12 protein-coding genes and 2 pseudogenes are annotated in these 20,283 nt (G+C 34.7%); 12 read left to right on the forward strand and 2 right to left on the reverse strand.

Annotated features, from left to right (window positions below; translation table 11 throughout):
• Positions 1-47 precede the first annotated feature (47 nt).
• From JFU54_RS13200 to JFU54_RS13250, 11 genes are all read left to right on the forward strand, one after another.
• Positions 48-842: a TIGR00282 family metallophosphoesterase gene (locus JFU54_RS13200; RefSeq protein WP_002014601.1), complete on the forward strand. Its 795-nt coding sequence runs from the start codon at positions 48-50 to the stop codon at positions 840-842.
• 149 nt (positions 843-991) lie between these two features.
• On the forward strand, positions 992-1,252 hold the full coding sequence (spoVS, locus tag JFU54_RS13205; RefSeq protein ID WP_000404341.1) for a stage V sporulation protein SpoVS: 261 nt from the start codon (positions 992-994) through the stop codon (positions 1,250-1,252).
• 59 nt (positions 1,253-1,311) lie between these two features.
• Entirely contained in the window at positions 1,312-2,235 is a 924-nt protein-coding gene (locus JFU54_RS13210; RefSeq protein WP_201052804.1) for a dipeptidase, read from the forward strand.
• Positions 2,236-2,462: 227 nt separating this feature from the next.
• On the forward strand, positions 2,463-4,220 hold the full coding sequence (locus JFU54_RS13215; RefSeq protein WP_002014603.1) for a 2-oxoacid:acceptor oxidoreductase subunit alpha: 1,758 nt from the start codon (positions 2,463-2,465) through the stop codon (positions 4,218-4,220).
• Positions 4,207-5,073, forward strand: coding sequence for a 2-oxoacid:ferredoxin oxidoreductase subunit beta (locus JFU54_RS13220; RefSeq protein WP_002088040.1), 867 nt, complete (start codon positions 4,207-4,209; stop codon positions 5,071-5,073). The genes JFU54_RS13215 and JFU54_RS13220 overlap by 14 nt, the downstream gene beginning before the upstream one ends.
• 432 nt (positions 5,074-5,505) lie before the next feature.
• Positions 5,506-7,035, forward strand: a complete 1,530-nt coding sequence (gene miaB, locus JFU54_RS13225) for a tRNA (N6-isopentenyl adenosine(37)-C2)-methylthiotransferase MiaB (RefSeq protein WP_002014605.1) — start codon at positions 5,506-5,508, stop codon at positions 7,033-7,035.
• 3 nt (positions 7,036-7,038) lie between these two features.
• Positions 7,039-7,470, forward strand: coding sequence for a YlbF/YmcA family competence regulator (locus JFU54_RS13230; protein WP_002033698.1), 432 nt, complete (start codon positions 7,039-7,041; stop codon positions 7,468-7,470).
• A 128-nt stretch (positions 7,471-7,598) separates the two neighbouring features.
• Positions 7,599-8,141, forward strand: coding sequence for an outer spore coat protein CotE (gene cotE / locus JFU54_RS13235; protein WP_002014610.1), 543 nt, complete (start codon positions 7,599-7,601; stop codon positions 8,139-8,141).
• Positions 8,142-8,321: 180 nt separating this feature from the next.
• Positions 8,322-10,994 (forward strand): DNA mismatch repair protein MutS, encoded by a 2,673-nt coding sequence (gene mutS / locus JFU54_RS13240; RefSeq protein WP_012261532.1) that lies wholly within the window; start codon positions 8,322-8,324, stop codon positions 10,992-10,994.
• Between the two features lie 8 nt (positions 10,995-11,002).
• Complete coding sequence (gene mutL, locus JFU54_RS13245) at positions 11,003-12,937, forward strand: DNA mismatch repair endonuclease MutL (RefSeq protein ID WP_201064688.1); 1,935 nt, start codon at positions 11,003-11,005, stop codon at positions 12,935-12,937.
• Positions 12,938-13,290: 353 nt separating this feature from the next.
• Complete coding sequence (locus tag JFU54_RS13250) at positions 13,291-14,277, forward strand: choloylglycine hydrolase family protein (RefSeq protein ID WP_002088033.1); 987 nt, start codon at positions 13,291-13,293, stop codon at positions 14,275-14,277.
• 447 nt (positions 14,278-14,724) lie between these two features.
• Here JFU54_RS13250 and JFU54_RS13255 read toward each other — a convergent pair whose 3' ends face one another.
• Entirely contained in the window at positions 14,725-14,910 is a 186-nt protein-coding gene (locus JFU54_RS13255) for a hypothetical protein (protein WP_000461142.1), read from the reverse strand.
• Positions 14,911-15,396: 486 nt separating this feature from the next.
• On the opposite strand from JFU54_RS13255, the pseudogene JFU54_RS13260 reads away from it, so the two are divergent.
• Positions 15,397-18,179, forward strand: a pseudogene (locus JFU54_RS13260) (dynamin family protein).
• Between the two features lie 99 nt (positions 18,180-18,278).
• Here the strand turns inward: JFU54_RS13260 and JFU54_RS13265 are convergent.
• Positions 18,279-20,197: pseudogene (locus JFU54_RS13265) on the reverse strand (LTA synthase family protein).
• Positions 20,198-20,283: the final 86 nt, after the last annotated feature.

The following is a 20,283-nucleotide window of genomic DNA, read 5'->3' on the forward strand; positions in this document are numbered from 1 at the left end:
TTATAGTATGGTAATAAAAAATGTAGTACATAGAAAGGGTAAGACATATGAGAATATTATTTGTTGGGGATGTAGTAGGATCTCCTGGTAGAGACATGATTCAACAGTACGTACCGGCATTAAAGAAGAAATATACACCGACAGTAACAATTATTAATGGAGAAAATGCTGCGGGTGGACGTGGAATTACGGAAAAAATATATCGAAACTTTTTAGAGTGCGGGGCACAAGCGGTTACGCTTGGAAACCACGCTTGGGATAACCGTGAAGTATTTGAATTTATCGATGATGCAAAATATCTTGCAAGACCAGCTAACTTCCCAGAAGGAACGCCGGGAAAAGGGCTTATCTTTGTAAATTGTAATGGAACAGAAGTTGCAGTTATTAACTTACAAGGACGTACTTTCCTTCCTCCAATTGATTGTCCATTCCGTAAAGTGGATGAGTTAATCAGTATTGCAAAAAAACGTACAAACATTATCTTTGTTGATTTTCATGCTGAAACAACAAGTGAGAAGCAGGCGTTAGGTTGGTATGTAGACGGTCGTGCTACAGCGGTAGTAGGTACACATACACACGTTCCTACAGCTGATAATCGTATTTTACCAAGCGGAACAGCTTATATTACAGATGTTGGTATGACAGGCCCATATGATGGGATTTTAGGTATGGATCGCGAAGCGGTATTGAAGAAGTTTTTAACGAACTTACCAGTGCGTTTTGAAGTGACGAATGGTAGAACACAATTAAGTGCAGTGTTAATTGATGTGGATCCTAATACAGGGAAAGCAAAGAAAATTGAGCGCATTTTAATTAATGATGACCAGCCATTTTTTGACTGATTTTTAACGAAAAGTTAGAGAATTCGTTATATTTTAATTTTTTAGAAAAATTACAGAAATTTAGCAGGAATACGTGCCATTCCTCGTGAATATAAGTTAAAGTGAAATAATTGCTATTACTTTTTATAGAAACGAGGAGGAAACGCGGAATGGAAATATTAAAAGTTAAAGCAACGTCGGTCCCTAATTCTGTAGCTGGTGCACTTGCAGGTGTTATTCGCGAACGCGGAACAGCAGAAATTCAAGCTATTGGTGCAGGTGCATTGAACCAAGCGGTAAAGGCAGTAGCAATTGCAAGAGGATTTGTAGCGCCTAGCGGTTTGGACTTGATTTGTATCCCAGCGTTTACAGATATTATGATTGATGGTGAAGAGCGTACAGCGATAAAATTAATTGTAGAACCTCGTTAAGTTGAAACAACCTGTTTGCATGTATGCAAACAGGTTGTTTTTGTAATGGAGGAATGAAAATGAAAATTTTTGATGCACATTGCGATGTACTCTTTCAGTTATGGAGTGCAAAGGGAAAAAAAGACTTTCAAAACGATTCACAATTACATATTACATTTGAACAATTAATGAAAAGAAAAGGAAGTATACAATGCTTTGCTATATATATACCAGAAACAGTAGCGTATGAAAAGCGTTTTGAAGTTGCGCTGCAAATGATAGATATTTTTCATAATGAAATTCTATCGCTACCAGGAATGAAGTTTATTCAGACAAAAAACGATATTAACATGCTAAAACAGGACGAGATTGGAGCATTATTAACATTAGAAGGATGCGAAGCAATTGGAAAAGAAGAGATGAAATTACGTTTGTTTTATCGCTTAGGTGTACGTTCCTTTGGATTGACATGGAACTATGCCAATCTGTTAGCTGATGGAGCGCTAGAGGCACGTGGAGCAGGTTTAACTACATTTGGTAGACAAGTTGTACAAGAACTTAATACGTTACATTTATGGACCGATGTGTCTCACTTAAATGAAAGAAGCTTTTGGGATGTTATTGAAATTGCTAAAAACCCAATTGCATCTCATTCAAACTGTTATCAACTTTGTGGGCATCCACGCAATTTAACCGATGAACAAATAAGAGCCCTTATAAAGAAAAATAGCATTATTGGTATTACTTTCGTACCGCAGTTTTTAACGAATGAAAGACAAGCGAATATAGCAGATATATTAAGGCATGTGGAATATATTTGTTCATTAGGTGGAGAAAAAAATATAGGATTCGGTTCTGATTTTGATGGGATTTTAGAAACTGTTGTAGGTGTAGAAGTATATAGGGATTATGAAAATATAATTAATCACCTGTGTAAAAAGTATAATGAATCAACTGTAGAGCGATTTTTGTATAAAAATTTTGTTGACTGTATAACGTTCTAAAGAATGTGTTTTAAAAATTCAGAAGAATTAAAATAAATTCACTTGAATTTATTGATTTTTTTAAGACCTAATACTAGAATGGTAAACGAAATAGCATTATACTAAAGATTCAGGGAAAACAGAAGAGGCATAATTTGCGTCCATTGTAGTTTATTTGCATAAAAAATGCTAAACTAATACTGTAAAAAAATACACTACAATGAATGCAGCCAAAAGGGGTGTAGGAGATGATTAGTCAACTTTCATGGAAAGTTGGAGGCCAACAAGGTGAAGGAATTGAAAGTACAGGGGAAATCTTCTGTATTGCATTAAACCGATTAGGATATTACCTATACGGTTACCGCCACTTCTCATCACGTATTAAAGGCGGCCATACAAATAATAAAATTCGTGTAAGTACAACAGAAGTACGCGCGATCTCAGATGATTTAGATATTTTAATTGCTTTTGATCAAGAAACAATTGATTTTAACTTCCACGAACTACGTCCGGGCGGAATTGTAGTTGCGGATGCGAAATTTAATCCGACAATACCTGATAATACAGATGTAAATCTATATGTGATACCGTTTACAGATATTGCTTCAGAATTAGGCACATCTTTAATGAAAAATATGGTTGCTGTTGGGGCATCTAGTGCGGTATTAGGATTAGACGAAACAGCTTATTTAGAGGTTGTTGAAGAAATCTTTGGTCGTAAAGGAGAGCAAGTCGTTCAAAAGAATATGGAAGCAATTAAACGCGGCTCTCAATACATGAAAGAATTGCTTGGTGAGAAAGTAAACATGATGCAGCTTGAAAAAGCTGACGGTAAGAAACGCATGTTTATGATTGGAAACGACGCAATCGCATTTGGTGCGGTAACTGGTGGCGCTCGCTTTATGTCTGCATATCCAATCACACCTGCATCTGAAATTATGGAATATTTAATTAAAAAGTTACCGAAAGTCGGCGGAACAGTAATCCAAACTGAGGATGAAATCGCAGCTTGTACAATGGCGATCGGTGCAAACTACGCTGGTGTTCGTACATTAACAGCATCTGCTGGTCCTGGTCTTTCTTTAATGATGGAAGCAATTGGTTTAGCAGGTATTACTGAAACACCGCTAGTTATCATTGATACACAACGCGGTGGTCCAAGTACGGGCTTACCAACAAAACAAGAGCAGTCTGACTTAATGGCTATGATTTACGGAACACATGGTGAAATTCCAAAAATCGTAATGGCGCCAAGTACAGTTGAAGAAGCTTTCTATGATATTGTAGAAGCGTTTAACTTAGCAGAAGAATATCAAGTGCCTGTTATTTTCTTAACAGATTTACAGCTTTCTTTAGGAAAGCAAACAGTAGAACCACTTAAGTTAGATAAAGTGGAAATTCGTCGTGGTAAGCTTGACTTAGAAGTAGAATTACCAGAACGTGAAAATAAAGCATACTTCAAGCGTTATGAAGTAACAGAAGATGGAATTTCACCACGTGTTTTACCTGGTATGAAAAATGGTATTCACCATGTTACAGGTGTAGAACATGATGAAACGGGTAAACCATCTGAATCAGCGTTAAATCGTAAAGATCAAATGGACAAACGTTTCCGTAAAATGGCGAATTTACAGTTTAATACCCCTATTTACAAAAATGCTAAGCATGATGACGCAGACGTCTTGTTAGTAGGCTTTAACTCAACTCGTGGTGCGATCGAAGAGGCAATGCAGCGTTTAGAACAAGAAGGAATGAAAGTAAACCATGCCCATGTACGTTTAATTCATCCGTTCCCAACAGCTGAAATCGATCCACTTGTGAAAAAAGCGAAGCGTGTTGTAGTAGTAGAAAACAATGCAACTGGTCAGCTTGCTAACATTATGAAAATGAATCTTGGCAATGGCGAGAAAATTTCTAGTCTTTTAAAATACGATGGAAATCCATTCTTGCCGAAAGAGATTTACAACGAATGTAAAAAAGGGGTTGTATTAAATGGCAACATTTAAGGACTTTCGTAACAGTGTAAAACCAAACTGGTGCCCAGGTTGCGGAGACTTCTCGGTGCAGGCTGCGATTCAGCGTGCGGCAGCTAACGTTGGTTTAAATCCAGATGAGCTAGCTGTTATTTCTGGTATCGGCTGTTCCGGTCGTATTTCAGGGTATATTAATTCATATGGTTTGCATAGTATTCACGGACGTGCTCTTCCAATTGCACAAGGTGTGAAAATGGCAAATCGTGATTTAACAGTTATTGCATCCGGTGGTGACGGTGATGGTTTTGCGATTGGTATGGGACATACAATCCATTCTATTCGTCGTAACATTGATATTACGTACATCGTAATGGATAACCAAATTTACGGATTAACAAAAGGGCAAACTTCACCACGTAGTGAAGCTGGATTTAAAACGAAAAGTACACCACAAGGTTCAATTGAACCATCACTAAATGTTATGGAAATGGCTTTAACAGCTGGTGCGACATTTGTGGCGCAAAGCTTTTCAAGTGATTTAAAAGAATTAACGCAAATTATTGAAGCTGGTATTAACCATAAAGGCTTTTCATTAATTAATGTATTTAGTCCATGTGTTACTTATAATAAAGTAAATACTTATGATTGGTTTAAAGAGAATTTAACGAAACTAAGTACAGTAGAAGGATATGATCCATCTAACCGCATGATGGCTATGCAAACATTAATGGAAAAGAACGGGTTAGTAACAGGTTTAATTTATCAAAACACAAAGCAGCCTTCTTACCAAGAGCTTGTAAAAGACTATAGTGAAAAACCTTTAGTGCAAGCTGATTTGAATATGGATCAGAAAATGTTTGATGAGCTTGTTGCTGAATTTATGTAATAATCGGAGAGAAGGTTGCCGCTTGGTAACCTTCTTTTTGAGTGAATAAAAATAATTAATAGATTTGTTTACTTAGAAAATTCAGAATGATAAAATAATATATAAATCGTTGTATAAAAATAGCATGTTCAATAACTGTGAAATGAAATATAGGATAAGAAGCCTTCTTCGTTAAAGTTGGCTAAAGGCTCTATACTATGATAATGTGTATAGGGATAAAGCAATATACTTTTGGGTAGGACAAGATGAAATAAAAAAAGGGAATGTCTATTTGTGTGGGGAAGACTTCATTCTTACGGATGATTAGATCGATTACTCAAGTTTCAAAGGGCAAGTTATCTCTCATGCTATCTAACATCATTGAGATGGGTCTAAGCGCATTAAAATGGACTACAGAGTGTGTGTATAGTTAAGGGTGAAAGGAGATTACCGATGAACGAGCAACAACGATTAGCAAGTCGACAAGCAAATTCCTCTACGAAAAAAGAAGAGAAAGATTATAGTAAATACTTTGAAAGTGTATACCAACCACCTTCCTTGAAATTGGCGAAAAAGCGTGGGAAAGAAGAAGTTAAAATTGAAAGAGATTTTGGCCTACCTAAAGAGTTTCGCGATTTTGGCGCAGGAAGAAAGTTTTACATTCGTACATATGGCTGTCAAATGAATGAGCATGATACAGAAGTAATGGCTGGGATTTTTACAACACTTGGATATGAGCCAACCTTTTCAACTGAAGAGGCAGATGTGATTTTATTAAATACTTGTGCAATTCGTGAAAATGCTGAAAATAAAGTGTTCGGTGAACTTGGTCATTTAAAATCATTAAAGCGAAGAAATCCGGATCTTATAATTGGTGTATGTGGTTGTATGTCTCAAGAGGAATCTGTTGTAAATAAAATTATGCAAAAAAATCAGCATGTAGATATGGTGTTTGGTACACACAATATTCATAGATTACCGTATATCTTAAAGGACGCAATGTTCTCAAAAGAGACGGTAGTTGAAGTTTGGTCAAAAGAAGGGGATGTAATTGAAAACCTTCCGAAAGTACGTCGTGGTGATATTAAAGCTTGGGTAAATATTATGTATGGCTGTGATAAGTTTTGTACATATTGTATTGTACCGTATACACGCGGAAAAGAGCGTAGCAGACGTCCAGAAGATATTATTAAAGAAATTCGCCATCTAGCTGCGAACGGTTATAGAGAAATTACGTTACTTGGACAAAACGTAAACGCATACGGTAAAGACTTTGAAGATATACAATATGGTCTTGGCGATTTAATGGATGAACTTCGTAAAATCGATATCGCGCGTATTCGTTTTACAACGAGTCATCCACGTGATTTTGATGATCATTTAATTGATGTTCTTGGAAAAGGTGGTAACCTAGTAGAACATATCCACTTACCGGTTCAATCTGGTAGTACAGATATGCTTAAAATTATGGCGCGTAAATATTCGCGAGAACACTATTTAGAGCTTGTACGAAAAATTAAAGAAACCATTCCGAATGCAGTGCTAACGACTGATATTATCGTTGGTTTCCCAAATGAAACGGATGAGCAGTTTGAAGAGACGATGTCGTTATATCGTGAAGTAGGATTTGATACGGCATTTACATTTATTTATTCTCCGCGTGAAGGTACACCAGCTGCAAAAATGCAAGATAATGTTCCGATGGAAGTGAAGAAAGAGCGATTGCAACGCTTAAATACACTAGTGAATGAATATGCAGTTAATAAGAATAAGCGTTATATAGGTCAAATTGTAGAAGTATTAGTTGAGGGAGAAAGTAAGAATAATCCTGAAGTACTTGCGGGATATACACGTACGAATAAACTTGTAAACTTTGTTGCTTCAAAATCTTTAATTGGTCAGCTTGTGAAAGTAAAAATAACGGAAGCAAAAACTTGGTCTCTTAACGGGGAATTGGTTAAGGAGCCGATTGAGGTGAAATAATAGATGAAAGTATATACGAAAGATGAAATTGTTGAGCAAGCGAAAGAATTAGCGAAAATGATCTCTGAAACAGAAGAAGTCGATTTCTTTAAGCGAGCAGAAGCACAAATTCATAAAAATGAAAATGTAAAGCGAGCAATTGATGAAATAAAAGCTTTGCAAAAACAAGCAGTAAACTTGCAACATTATGGGAAATGGGAAGCTTTGAAAAAAGTAGAAGCTGAAATTGATGCACTTCAAGATAAGTTAGATAATATCCCAGTTGTACAGGAGTTTAAATCTTCACAAACGTATGTAAATGACTTACTACAGCTAGTTGCTAGTACCATTTCTAACAATGTAACAGATGAAATATTAGTTTCAACTGGCGGCGATGTGTTGAAGGGTGAAACTGGTGCAGCAGTAGAAAGTAAAAAAGGAAATTGTGGTTGTTAAAGAGATGTCTTATTGACATCTCTTTTTTTTAGTGGGTTATATCGGAAATTCTTCTCAAAAAAAAGAATGACACATTCCGCTATTGTCACGCATATGATTAAGTGAATAGTGATTGAGGAGGGTTACGAATGTCCGAATTTAGAGAGATTATTACAAAAGCAGTGGTTGGAAAAGGACGTAAGTATACAAAGTCAACGCATACATGTGAATCGAATAATGAGCCAACAAGTATTTTAGGGTGCTGGGTAATTAACCATTCGTACGAAGCGAGAAAGAATGGAAAACATGTGGAAATTGAAGGTTTCTATGATGTAAACACTTGGTATTCATTTGATGGAAACACAAAGACTGAAGTTGTAACAGAACGTGTTAACTACAATGATGAAGTAAGTATTGGGTATCGTGATAAAAACTTCTCTGGTGACGATTTAGAAATTATCGCTCGTGTAATTCAGCCGCCAAATTGTTTAGAAGCTCTTGTATCGCCAAATGGTAATAAAATTGTTGTGACGGTAGAACGTGAATTTGTAACAGAAGTAGTTGGGGAAACGAAAATTTGTGTAAGTGTAAATCCTGAAGGTTGCGTAGAATCAGACGAGGATTTCCAAGTCGATGATGATGAGTTTGAAGAATTAGATCCGAACTTTATCGTCGATGCAGAAGAAGAGTAAGAGAAAGCTAGGGAGAAGTTCTTCCTAGCTTTTTACAGTACATAAGTGGTTCTGCATGAACATGATTCCTTATGAAATGTGCTATAATGAGGAAAGACTCCTGGAATAGGAGATATGGATGTCCGTGAAGTGTGACATATATGAATATAGATTATTATGTAAGAATTATGGAGGAAAGACATGACGCAATATACGCCTATGATACAGCAATACTTAAAGGTTAAGGCAGACTATCAAGATGCCTTTTTATTTTTCCGATTAGGTGATTTTTATGAAATGTTCTTTGAAGATGCGGTTAAAGCAGCTCATGAACTTGAAATTACATTAACGAGCCGAGATGGTGGTAGTAGTGAACGTATACCGATGTGTGGTGTACCGCATCATGCAGCTAAAAATTATATTGAACAACTTGTTGAAAAAGGATATAAAGTAGCTGTTTGTGAGCAAGTGGAAGACCCAAAAACAGCTAAAGGTGTAGTACGTCGTGAAGTAGTACAACTAATTACGCCAGGAACGATGATGGAAGGGCGTACAATAGACGAGAAGGAGAATAACTTCTTAGCAGCATTAACACATTTCGAAGATGGATCTTATGCGCTAGCTTGTAATGACTTAACGACTGGACAAAATACAGTGACGTTATTAACTGGTTCAGTAGAAGATATTTTATTAGAAGTGTATGCGACTGGTTCAAAAGAAATTGTTGTAGATTCTACATTTTCAAAAGATGAATTAAATAAGTTAACTGAAACATTAAAAATGACGATTTCGTATGAAGATACAACAACTATTCCAGAAGGATTAGAACATCTTGTGAAAAGTGTTTCCCAAGCAAAATTAATTAAAGCAATTGGACGCTTATTTAACTATGTGATAAGAACACAAAAACGTTCGTTAGATCACTTGCAACCAGTAGAAATTTATTACACGAATCAATTTATGAAAATTGATGTGCATTCAAAACGCAATTTAGAGTTAACAGAGACTCTTCGCACGAAGGAAAAGACAGGCTCATTATTATGGCTATTAGACAAAACAAAAACGGCTATGGGTGGGCGTATGTTAAAACAGTGGATGGAACGTCCGCTAATCCAGAAAGAAAAAGTTGAAGAGCGTTTAGAAATGGTTGAAACGTTTGTAAATGATTACTTCTTACGTGAAGATTTAAAAGAAAAGTTAAAAGAAGTATATGATTTAGAGCGTTTAGCAGGGAAAGTTGCATTTGGTAATGTAAATGCACGGGACTTATTACAATTAAGACGTTCTTTACTGCAAGTACCAGCTATTTTAGAAGCGATTAGTCTGTTAGATAATGCTTATGCTGCAAGGTTAATTCAAGGTGCGGATCCATGTGAGAGCTTAACTGAATTACTAGGAAGAAGTATTCAAGAAAACCCACCGCTTTCTATTAAAGATGGAGATATTATTAAAGACGGTTATAATGACAAGCTTGATCAATATCGTTACGTTAGTAAAAACGGGAAAACGTGGATCGCTGAGCTTGAAAAACGAGAGCGTGATATTACAGGAGTTAAATCGTTAAAAATCGGGTACAACCGTATTTTCGGTTACTACATTGAAGTAACGAAAGCGAATCTTGGAGCACTTCCAGAAGGGCGCTATGAGCGTAAACAAACGCTTGCTAATGCTGAACGTTTCATAACAGATGAATTAAAAGAAAAAGAAACATTAATCTTAGAAGCAGAAGAGAAAATTGTACAATTAGAATACGATTTATTTACAGCGCTTCGCGAAGAAGTCAAAGTATTCATTCCGAAATTACAGCATTTAGCGAAAGTAATTAGTGAACTAGACGTACTGCAAAGCTTTGCGACAGTTAGTGAAGAAGAGCAGTTTGTAAAACCTGTTTTAACAAATAAGCGCGAAATCTTTATTAAAGATGGTCGTCATCCTGTCGTTGAAAAAGTATTGAACGGGAAATTGTATGTACCGAATGATTGTATTATGCCGGAGAAGATGGATGTCTTTTTAATTACAGGACCGAACATGTCTGGTAAAAGTACGTATATGAGACAATTAGCACTTGTTACTGTTATGTCACAAATTGGTTGTTTTGTACCAGCGACAGAAGCAGTATTACCTGTCTTCGATCAAATCTTTACGAGAATTGGTGCAGCGGATGATTTAATCTCAGGTCAAAGTACATTTATGGTTGAAATGTTAGAAGCGAAAAATGCAATTGCAAATGCATCAGAGAGAAGTTTAATTTTATTCGATGAAATTGGACGCGGTACATCTACGTATGATGGTATGGCACTTGCGCAAGCAATCATTGAACATATTCATGACCAAATTGGTGCGAAAACATTATTCTCTACACATTATCATGAATTAACAGTGTTAGAAGAAAGTTTAGACCAACTAAAGAATGTACATGTTTCAGCAATTGAAGAGAATGGAAAAGTAGTTTTCCTTCATAAAATTCAAGATGGAGCGGCTGATAAAAGTTACGGAATTCACGTTGCTCAACTTGCCGAGCTTCCAGAGAGCTTAATCGCTCGCGCGAAAGAAGTGTTAGCACAACTAGAAGGACAGGAAGAAATTGTTATTCCGAAACGAGTAGAAGTGAAAGTGCCAGAAGTCGCTCCAGAACCAGTTGTTGTAAAAGAAGAACCAGCAGAAATACAAGAGACGAAAGTAGAGACTGAGGAAGAATCGCAATTATCATTCTTTGGTGGAGAACAGTCTTCGAAAAAACAAGACAAGTCAGTTCTAGATGCAAAAGAAACGGCAGTACTTGCACAAATTAAAAAGATTGATTTACTCGATATGACGCCTTTAGAAGCGATGAATGAACTGTATCGTTTACAGAAAAAGTTAAAGAAAGGATGAGTAAGTAGATGGGGAAAATTCGCAAACTCGATGATCAACTCTCTAACTTAATTGCGGCAGGAGAAGTAGTAGAGCGCCCTGCCTCAGTTGTAAAAGAACTCGTGGAAAATTCCATCGATGCGAATAGTACATCTATTGAAATCCACTTAGAAGAAGCTGGATTATCGAAGATTCGCATCATCGATAATGGAGATGGTATTGCTGAAGAAGATTGTATCGTTGCATTTGAACGACACGCAACGAGTAAAATTAAAGATGAAAATGATTTATTTCGTATAAGAACGCTCGGTTTCCGCGGAGAGGCCCTGCCGAGTATTGCCTCAGTGAGTGAATTAGAGTTAATTACGAGCACAGGTGATGCGCCTGGTACACACCTTAGTATTAAAGGTGGAGACATTATAAAACAAGAGAAAACGGCAAGCCGAAAAGGAACAGATATTACTGTACAAAACTTATTTTTTAATACACCAGCGCGTCTTAAATATATGAAAACTATTCATACAGAGCTTGGGAACATTACAGATATCGTGTATCGTATTGCAATGTCTCACCCAGAAGTATCGTTAAAACTGTTTCATAATGAAAAGAAATTGCTTCATACATCAGGAAACGGTGATGTAAGACAAGTACTTGCATCGATTTACAGCATTCAAGTTGCGAAGAAGCTTATTCCGATTGAAGCTGAATCTCTAGACTTTACAATTAAAGGATATGTAACATTACCAGAAGTAACGAGAGCGTCGCGTAACTATATGTCAACGATTGTAAATGGCCGTTACGTTCGAAATTTCGTATTAATGAAAGCAATTCAGCAAGGATATCATACGTTATTGCCAATCGGACGATACCCAATCGGCTTCTTATCAATTGAAATGGATCCAATGCTTGTTGATGTCAACGTACATCCAGCAAAATTAGAAGTACGCTTTAGTAAAGAACAAGAATTGCTAAAGCTTATCGAAGAAACATTGCAAGCTGCATTCAAAAAAATACAACTCATTCCAGATGCTGGTGTAACAACGAAGAAAAAAGAAAAAGATGAAAGTGTGCAAGAACAGTTCAAGTTTGAGCATACAAAACCGAGAGAATCATCTATGCCTAACATCGTTTTACCAACAGGAATGGATGAGAAACAAGAAGAAACAACGACTGTAAAACAACCAGCACAACTGTGGCAACCGCCGAAGCAAGAATGGCAACCACCACAGTCACTCGTAAGAGAAGAGCAAAGCTGGCAGCCATCCTCTAAGCCGGAAACGGTTCGGGAGGAAAAGGAATGGACTAGCAACGATGACGATTTTGAATTAGAGGAATTGGAAGAAGAAGTTCACGAAATAAAAGAGATTGAAATGAACGGTAATGATTTACCACCGCTTTATCCAATTGGACAAATGCACGGAACATATATTTTCGCTCAAAATGATAATGGGTTATATATGATTGATCAGCACGCAGCGCAGGAACGTATCAATTATGAATATTTCCGTGATAAAGTAGGAAGAGTAGCACAAGAAGTACAAGAACTACTTGTACCGTACCGTATTGACTTATCTCTTACTGAATTTTTACGTGTCGAAGAGCAGCTGGAAGAACTAAAAAAAGTCGGACTATTTTTAGAGCAATTTGGCCATCAATCCTTTATCGTTCGTTCGCATCCAACGTGGTTCCCGAAAGGACAAGAAACAGAAATCATTGATGAGATGATGGAGCAAGTCGTAAAACTGAAAAAAGTAGACATAAAAAAACTACGTGAAGAAGCAGCCATCATGATGAGCTGTAAAGCATCTATTAAAGCAAATCAATACTTAACGAACGATCAAATATTCGCTTTACTTGAAGAACTTCGTACAACAACAAACCCATATACATGTCCGCATGGAAGACCGATTCTGGTGCATCATTCTACTTATGAGTTGGAGAAGATGTTTAAGAGGGTTATGTAGGGTTAATGTCCAAAGAGAAAAAGTTCGTTCCCAGTTATTTGAAACGGTTTGAAAGTGCCTAGTATTATTTATATGTGTTGAAAGAAAATAAAATAAATATGTAATAGCAATGTTCTCTACAGTTATTTTAATAAAATATAGAGAGAAATAAAAAGGGGCGATAGTAACAATTCGCTCCTTTTTAATATAATTCTTTTGCAACTATATTTTAAAAATTCATTTATAAACTAGAGATAACCTATTTGTAATTTATATGTGCTTTCTCATTTTTTTGTAAGGAAAGGGGCTTTTAATTTACAGATTTATCAGAATTATGTAAAGTGTAGATAAAACCATAAAATGGGGTGTTCTTTATGTGTACTAGTTTGACATTACAGACAAAAAACGGTCAGCATCTTTTTGCAAGAACGATGGACTTCACATTAGATTTGAATCAAGAAGTAATAATCATTCCTCGGCATTACCAGTGGAATAATATAACTGGTGAAATCATCAATACGAAACATGCTACGGTCGGAATGGGAATTAATCATCAAGGAAGGATTATTATGGCGGACGGAGTAAATGAAGCAGGTATGACATGTGCAACACTCTATTTTCCAGGATTCGCTACTTATAGTCAAAGCATAGATGACAACAAAACGAATTTGGCTCCATTTGATTTTGTGACTTGGAGTCTCACACAATTCAATTCTGTCAAAGAGTTAAAGAAATCTGTAGATAGCCTTACCTTTTTGGATATACCATTACCGGATTTAGGACTTACACCACCACTACATTGGATTTTAGCGGATAAATGGGGAGAGTGCATTGTACTGGAGCCGACAAATGAAGGATTAAAAATGTATGACAACCCACTAGGAGTGATGACGAATAGTCCGGAGTTTAATTGGCATTTACAAAATTTAAGACAATATATTGGCCTTAAATCGCAGCCATTCGCGCCAACAGAGTGGAGTAATGTACCATTAAGTGCTTTTGGTCAGGGCTCAGGTTCAATGGGACTTCCAGGGGATTTTACCCCACCATCAAGGTTTGTGCGGGCAGCATATGGCAAACAAAACATTCAAGATATAGATAGCGAAGAAGAGGGAGTATCAGCCCTTTTTCATATCTTATCAAATTGCGAGGTTCCTAAAGGCGGAGTAATAACAGAAGAAGGTACATTAGATAATACCATATATACAAGCGTAATGTGTATGGAGTCCGGAACATATTATTATCATACCTACGATTGTAGACAAATTATAGCTATTCATTTATTTCATGAAAATTTAGATACAGATGAGATTAAAGCCTATTCGTTCCAACGGAAACAAAAAATATTTTATGAAAACTAAGTAGCTTTGAAATAACGCTTAGTAAATTTTTAAATATATATATAATAGAGCAATAATGACCTATAAAAAGTAGGAATCGGAAGGAATATAATTGATAATCTAATAAGTAACCCGAATAAATATCCCTTAAGAAAAAATAGACGCAAAATATTCAAGGTATTATATAAATTCAATACAACGATTTCTAGAAGGGCCATTAAAGTGCTATTAGGTAAAATAAACATGGACGTACTACTCCATTTATAAATAGCAAAGCACAAAAAAGGTGTGGAAAATATCCATACCTTTTTTGTGCTTCTATTATCTATGTATAAAAAAGCGCCGTATATCAGCACTTTTTAAAGGTACGTAAATTGTATAATAAGGATTTCTACATTATTAAACACATAACTATGCATGGCCAAATATTGATTCTTATTTGGTTAATTGTTATAAGGATCTATACGGTTATTTATTTTTATTATTATTAATTTTTTCAGTATATAAAACCTGCTCTTTATAATGCTTTTTAATTGGGAAGTTATGTGTACCAGAGCCGTTTTTGAAAGTTTTATTGATGGGGTTTTTTAGAGGGACTGTTGTAGTTTCAGTAAATTCATATGGGTAATTTATTTTAGATTTATCTTCAAACATGAAAATGCCTCCTTTTTAGGATTTCCTGAATTCTTTACTATAACATGATATGCATATAGATTTTTTTTGGACTAGTTATTTATATAGGTTAATGGAATTTAATTACGTAACTACTGAAATATTTCAAAGGAAAACAATGTGAGAAATATATTATAATGATTTCTTTTATTTATTAGCGAAGGGAATATTGCATATATATTCGTTATAGATTGTTTTTATAATGTAATATATATATAGTTTTCCTGATAATATAATGTGGAATATTATAGTGTTATTAGGTTATTAGGAACATTTAATGTTGTTTCACAACTGAAAGCGAATTGAAAAAAAACTGAAACTTTTCTCATAAAAATTCAATCTTACTTGAAAAATGAAAGGAAAATGAAATTTTTCAAAAGGAATTCTTTGTTAAGATAAAAAGCATACATACAAAAAAGTATTGACATATCTCAAAAAATGTATTTTCGAGATATAGTGGGGGAAAAGATGAGATTAGAAAAACAATTAATAAAAAAGATGTATTATGAAACATTCCTAATGGAGAATGAAACACACCCACCTCTTCAAGTACTTGGAGAAGCTTATGTAAACGAAGAAAAAAATGAGATTTCTGATGGATCTTATATTCGTTTTGCACAAGGTGAATTTTATTATCACCATCAAGATTTTGAAGCAGCTATTTTTAAATGGGAGAAAGTTAGTAATGAATTAGCGCCATGGGCACAAAAAAATATTGCGGATGCTTACTTCGAACTTAACCAATTATCAGTTGCTGAAAACGTGTATACTTCCATTACTACTGATAATAAAATACTTATGACTGAAATTGTACTGCAATTACTGTCTCTTTACATCGAGCAAAATAATTTTGATTCAGCTTTCGCTGTTATAAAAGAAGCGGTTTCTTTAAATCCCGATTATCCAAACGTCACAACAATTGCCCGTTCCTTTTATGAAGAACAGCAAGATTTGGATAGTGCAGTAGAGCTTGCTGTGAACGAGTTAATTCGAACAGAATCTTATCCGTGGTTTGAGGTTCTAAAAGAATATATCGATAAAGGATTTACTAAAAATATTTCACCAGACTATTTTTATAAAGTATTAGTTACATTAAATAATGTAGATCAAGTACAATTTACGCAAATTGTTTCATCACTTTGGCACAGCTATAAAGATGAACAAAATTACTTATTATGGCTCAACACAATAAATGAATTTTTCATACATATCGAAATACATTCGTCCGATATATGGGACGAAATTTCTTCTCTTTACGAAGAAACATACTTTGAATTAATTCAAGGTCAATATATGCTTAGACAATTACACGATATCATTCCAAACCTGTTAACAAATTGGTTAAAGGTAGTCAATCCATCTCATGCTGTATTTCCATCTGCAGCAGTATTGGCATGGGATGAGATTTTTCCTTCTAAAATAGATTCAGCGGATATAAAAGATGCAGAAGACCTACTGTCATATTCTATTAATCATGTGAATGGCTTAGAGTATAGTTTACATCTTTTTGAATCTATTACACACTGGGCACAAGAACATGATTTAGAAATGGGTAACCGATTTAGCTGGTTAGTTGGTGAGCTTGCAGATTTAAGAACAAATCGCCTATTAGTAACTGGAACTTCAGGGAACGGAAAAGCTTCATTTATTAACTCTATTTTAGGAGAAAATATATTAGAAAACTCAATCTCAAATGTAGTTGTTTTTAAAAATGACGCTTATACAGAAATTAACGCTATAACAGATTCGGAAATTACAACAACTGAGAATTTCTCTGATTTCCATAACATGATGGCAGTGCATCGTCAAACATATAGAGATAGAGCGTGTGTTGAATTTAAATTACCATGCAGGTTTTTAAGTAAAAATAAACTTACATTCGTTGTTACACCTAGCTTTAATAGGAACAATGACGCGAGAGATGAGGTGTTTGAATATTTAAACTCTGTAGATGAATTATTATTCGTATTGAATACGGATTCACCTTTTACTGACAAAGAACGTGACATTCTATTAAGTATCCAAGAACATACACCAAATCTACAAGTTCATTTCTTATTAAATAAAATCGATAACATTTACAATGAAGCAGAAGCAAAAAGAGTTATACAAGATACGCAAGTGAGAATAAATACATATTTCCCTAATGCAAGAGTTTTCCCTTATTCTTCGTTATATACAAATAGTAAACAACTAAACGATTTAACTGAGTTTATTCATTTTAACTTTAACCATAAAAATATCGATGCAGAACGTACTGAAAAGCTATTGTTTTTCATTCGAAAAACAATTACATATCTTTTGGATAAACGCGTCGAGAGGGAAAATAATCTAGTGGATTCTATTAATTGGAATGAAGATATGTTAGTTAAACTAAATGCTTGTATTAATAACCTTACTGCTTTTGAGAAGGAAAAATTCATTTAATTACAGAAACATATCGTACAATGAAAAACGAAATTACTAATGATCTTACAGAACATATTCCGAAACTATTGCAGAGTTGTTCCGATTTAATTAGTGAAGAAAGTGATTTTGGGCACATTGATATTGAACTAAATACAGCGATGAATGAAAGGGTGCAACAATATCTAGAACAAACTGTATTACCTAATCTTGCTCGCTCTATGCAAAATTGGATTGCGACTTCTAATAACGAGCTCCTTCAAAGTCAATTGTACTTAGCAGAAACCAGTGAAGGACTTAATTCTTTATTTGGAGAAAATCGAATACAGTTAGAATGTGACTTTAAAGTAATTGATGACTGGCGCAGAGATACTGATAGAATGACAACTAGAATACAAATGGAAGAAGTAAATATTTTACGCCGATTTACGCCAGCACAATTTTTACTGAAAAGTGCCGGTAAATTATTTGGAGTTCTTCCTAAAAATAAAGCTATGCTATATAACAAATACAAACAGTATTTGGAAAATGAAGATTATACCGATGTAACGGCTTCTATTATGAAGAAATTTTTCTTGCAGTTTGAGCTATTTGAAAACACACAAGAGCGGGATATTAATATGTTCTTTAGAAATCCATTTGGCTCGTTGGAACAAGCTGTAAAAAACACTCATTTAGAAATAAAAGAAAAACAAGATAAACTGCATAAAATGAAATCAAACCCTGAAGTTTATCATGATCCTATAACGCTCTTTGAATTGAGATTACGTCAATGTGAAGTAATCTTAAATATAGGTGAGGATAATGCCTATACAGATTTAACTTTAGAAACAAGCGTAGAATAAAAGTAAAATATATCAAGTTTTTTATATAAAATTGCATCATGTGTTATAAGAGGGGAAAAGGGAGCAACCGTAATGAGTTGCTCCCTTTCTTTATATAGATTACTTTTCAGTTTCTTTAATTTTAGTTTTTACTTCTCCAGTTTTAATTTTATTACTTTCTGAGAAACGTAATAAATCGCCTTCAATAATTTTGTCAGACATTCGTAATTCATTTTGTGCACGGTTAATCATTTCTTGAGCTTCTTTTTTGGTAAATCTACAACCTCACCTGTTTCTCGATTATAAAAAGTATGATTTGTATATGCATACTTGTCTGTAATAAAGCTACCATCACGTAAAACAACAAAACCGGTATATTCATCTGAAAACATATCATGGCCAAAACGGATATCGTTAGTAGTATCAATCCCTAATAAATTTAGAATAGTAGGTTTCATATCGATTTGTCCCGTAGGCTTTGAGATAGTTTGACCTTCTGTTTGGCCAGGGATATGAATATATAAAGGTGTGCGTTGTAAATTTAAAGTATCAAATTCTGTTATTTGATCTTTTTCTAAAAACTGTGCCATTGCGCGATTATGTTTTTCAGAAATGCCGTAATGATCACCGTATAATACAATAACAGAATCATCATACATTCCCTCGGCTTTTAAACGCTCAATAAATTTTTTAATTGATTCGTCTAAGTAACGTGCTGTTACGATGTAGCGATCAAATACGCCATTACCAGAGTTGTATGGTTCAATGAATTTTGTATCTTCATCATACGTAAATGGATAATGGTTTGTTAAAGTAAGGAAACGAGCGTAAAATGGTTGATCAACAGTTTTTAATATATCTACGGATTGATCAAAGTATTCGATATCTTTTAATCCCCAATTTAAATTTGTTTCGGGTGTAATTTTGTAATCAAGTTCATTATAGTAACGATCATAACCGAGAGCAGAGTACATAATGTTACGATTCCAAAATGTTGCGTTATTCGCATGGAATACAGAAGTGAAATAACCTTGCTGACGTAAAATTTCTGGAGTCGCAGTATAATCGTTGTTACCGTGCGTGAAGAATACAGCTCCTCGATTTAATGGATACAACGATGTATCTATTAGAAATTCAGAATCTGATGTTTTTCCTTGACCAGTTTGGTGGAAAAAGTTATCAAAGTAATAGCTTTCATTTATGAATTCATTCAAGAACGGTGTAACTTCTTGACCATTGACGGATGCACCTATTAAAAAGGTTTGCAAGGATTCAAGAGTAACGACAATTACGTTTTTTCCTTTAGCTGCACCAAACATGTTAGGATTCGGCTCGCTATGGTTTGCCTTTACGTAGTTTTCAGTTTCTTGTAATTTACTACTATCTGCAAGTGCCTTTTGGGATCCAGCTTTTACTTGTAGTGTTAAATCATATACTTGATGAGTGTATAGTCCTAAATTTTTCACAAGCATTACGCGGTCGAAGGATCTCGTTAATAATTCAGGTCGTTCTTTTTCTGCAAGCTGTAGATTTGCAAAAAATACACCAATCGTTAAGAGAAAATATAACAAGCGTGCAGAATGAGTTACACGTCCTGTTTTAAAGACTATCGATTTCTTCTTTAACAAAATAAAGAAGAAAATAATGTCTACGAATGCGAGTATAATTTTGTAGTTTAATATTTCTTTAATACTGCCGCCTAACTGTGTAAAGTTAGATGTTTGTCCAAGCACTGGTAACGTAACAAAATCGCTATAAAAATCATAGAACATTACATTTCCAACGAGAACTATAGTTAATAAGAAATTAATACATAGCGCTATATAATTTCGCTTTTCACCAGTTGCAAATAATGCTAATCCAACAAATGCTAATGATGCAGCTAGAGGGCTAATAAACAAAATAAGTTCTTGTGTGGAAGACTCAATTTTCAAATCAAAACTGAATCGCGTAATAAGATATGTTTTTAACCATACTGCTAAAGCAATTATTAAAACAAAGCTTATATTTTGCATTTGTAAATTTATTTTATTCTTCATTTTTACACCTTCTTTATAGAGTTTATTTAACTAAGGTTATATATTATGTTTTTATAACTATTAGAGTGTGGTGAACCATTTAGATT

This window comes from Bacillus sp. TH19 (assembly GCF_016651075.1).
Classification (GTDB): domain Bacteria; phylum Bacillota; class Bacilli; order Bacillales; family Bacillaceae_G; genus Bacillus_A; species Bacillus_A mycoides.